A 2,422-nucleotide genomic window follows, 5' to 3' on the forward strand; every position below is an offset into this window, starting at 1 on the left:
GGGGGGGGGGTAGGTTGTGGTTCCCGCCGGCCCCACCCCTTTATCCGGCGAATTCTCTGACGAAGGTCAGGCGGCCACGGGCACTCGCTCGTCGGCCTCGGCAGGAGCCATGGCCCGGGCCCGCTGGGCGCGGGCGACGAACGGATTGTCCTGCGCCACCGTGAGCCGGCGCCCCAGCCGCAGGGCCAGCGCCGTGATGCCGAGCGAGCACATGATCAGCAGGGTCACATAGACACCGGACAGCCCCAGCCCCACCAGCAGCGCGCCCAGCAGCGGACCCGACGCCATCGCCAGCTGCTTCACCAGAGCGAATGCCGAGTTGTACTGACCGATCAGCGACGCCGGAGCCAGGTCGGCCACCAGCGGCGCCACGGTCGGCGACAGCATCGACTCACCGACGCCGAACAGCACGTAGGTGGAGATCAGCAGCCCCGTGGCCACCGCCTGCGCGCCGTGCACCAGACCGGACAGCGCCGCGGCCACCCACGCCACGGTCCAGATCAGCCCGACCAGCGCCATGACCCGGCTGCGCCGACGCCCCTCCACCAGCTTCAGCACGACGAACTGCGTCACGACGATCGCGGCCGTGTTGGCGAACAGCGCGATGCCCAGCGTGGCGGGGGAGACGTGGGTGACCTCAGTGGCATACGCCGCCAGCCCCGACTCAAACTGTCCATAGCAGGCGAAGAACATCACGAAGCCCAGCACGCACAGCCACACCATGGAACGGTCCCGCAGCAGGGTGCGCCACGCGCCCTCGGGCCGGCCGTCCGTCGGCACGGCGTCCTCGACCCGGGGAACCTCCGGCAGCTTTACGGTCGCCACCGTCGCACCCAGGACCAGGAACATCACCGCTTCGATGGCGAACAGCCGGATGAAGCTCGACGCGGCACTCTCGTCGACCATCAGACCGCCGATGAGCCCACCGAGACCGAGGCCCAGGTTGTTGAGGAAGAACTGGGTGGCGAACGAGCGGGAACGAGTAAGAGGCGTCGAGCACCACACGATCATGGTCGCGAGCGACGGCTGGATCACCGCGATACCCGCACCGAGCGCGGCGGCGGAGGCGATGACCAGCGGCGTCGCGCTCGACAGACCCAGCCCCAGCGAACCGATCGCCGCCGAGACCGTACCCACGATGGCCACAGGCAATGGACCCCGCCGGTCGATCGCCCGACCGGTGAAGGGCAGCACGATCAGCGCCGCCACGGCCAGCGTGAACAGCGTCAGACCCGCTGTCCCCGCTCCCAGGCCCCGCACCTTCGCCACATAGACGTAGAGATACGGAACCGTGAAGCCGTTGCCGAACGCGCTCAACGCGTTGCCCAACTGGATCCGGCGCAGCGCTGCGCCCATCGCGGTGGTCACACTCACCCCTCAAGGTTGAAGACTTCGATGCTAAAGTTCGAAGCTAAAGAGTACATGCCGAAGGGCTTTAGCGCGAATGATTTCTGCGATACTGCCGCACATGGCAGACACCCCCGGGCCCGCCGAGCCGAGCCTCGAAGAGCAGATCGCCGTCTACCAGCGCGAGTACCAAGGCCTCGATCCGCAGGTGGAACGCGTCGTCTCCGCTCTCAGCCGCCTCAACCGCCGTATGAACGTCGCGTACGGGCGCCAGACCGCGGAGCTCGGCATGGGCAACGCCGAGTGGGAGGTCCTCAAGGCCCTCGTCCTCGCCGGCGACCCCTACTGCCTGGGCCCCGGCGACCTCGCCAAACGCCTGGGCCTCACCCCGGCCGCCATGACCCATCGCATCGACCGCATGGTCGCGGAGGGCCTGGTCACCAGGGAGCGGGACGAGAACAACCGCGTCCGAGTGATCGTCGGCATTACAGAGGAAGGCCGGGCGAAGTGGCTGGAGGGCCTGCGCAAGGCCACGGTCTTCGAGGAGGAACTCCTCCAGGACCTCTCGGCTGACGAGCGCGCCCAGCTCGGCGAGATGCTGACCCGGCTGCTGCGCCGTGTGGAGCGCACCCAGCCGGACGCCGGGGGACGGCTCAACGACCTCGACTGAGGCCCCGGCTGAGGCCCCCGACTGAGGCCCTCGATCGAGGCCTATGGGGCCGGTTGACACGGGTCCGCCGGATCCGTAGTGTTCTCCGAGTTGTCACGGGGCCGGTACGGTTCCGGGACAGCCACCTCTAGCCGCGTCGGCGGCGATCACCTCTTTGCATGACCCTTGAACGGGATGAATTTCGGCGTGTCCGGAATTCGGATCGGGCGCCGATTAGGCGCCGCGGGGGAAATCCGCTAAAGTAGTGATCACGCCGGAAGCCGCAAGGCAAAGGCGAGAAACCCCGCTCCAACAGGGGGCCGGAAACGGAATCCAGACCGGAAACGGAACGGAAAACGGATCTGGTAAGGTTGGAAACACCGAAGGGAAGCCCGGAGGAAAGCCCGAGAGGGTGAGTACAAAGGA

General features: G+C 67.7%; 2 protein-coding genes. One reads left to right on the forward strand and one right to left on the reverse strand.

Annotation, left to right across the window (positions count from 1 at the left end; translation table 11 throughout):
* Positions 1-66: 66 nt before the first annotated feature.
* On the reverse strand, positions 67-1,368 hold the full coding sequence (locus tag RM609_RS34130) for an MFS transporter (RefSeq protein ID WP_311616562.1): 1,302 nt from the start codon (positions 1,366-1,368) through the stop codon (positions 67-69).
* Between the two features lie 100 nt (positions 1,369-1,468).
* Between RM609_RS34130 and RM609_RS34135 the strand changes: the two genes are divergently transcribed.
* Positions 1,469-2,017 carry a MarR family winged helix-turn-helix transcriptional regulator gene (locus tag RM609_RS34135; RefSeq protein ID WP_311616564.1) on the forward strand — a complete coding sequence of 183 codons (549 nt, stop codon included), beginning with the start codon at positions 1,469-1,471 and terminating at the stop codon, positions 2,015-2,017.
* The last annotated feature ends 405 nt before the right edge of the window (positions 2,018-2,422 follow it).

This window comes from Streptomyces hesseae (genome assembly GCF_031845785.1).
In the GTDB taxonomy this organism is placed as follows: Bacteria; Actinomycetota; Actinomycetes; order Streptomycetales; family Streptomycetaceae; genus Streptomyces; species Streptomyces hesseae.

Bases quoted from the DNA above. Each gene is read 5' to 3' on its own strand.
- RM609_RS34135 (WP_311616564.1), top strand. From the start codon at position 1,469: ATGGCAGACACCCCCGGGCCCGCCGAGCCGAGCCTCGAAGAGCAGATC.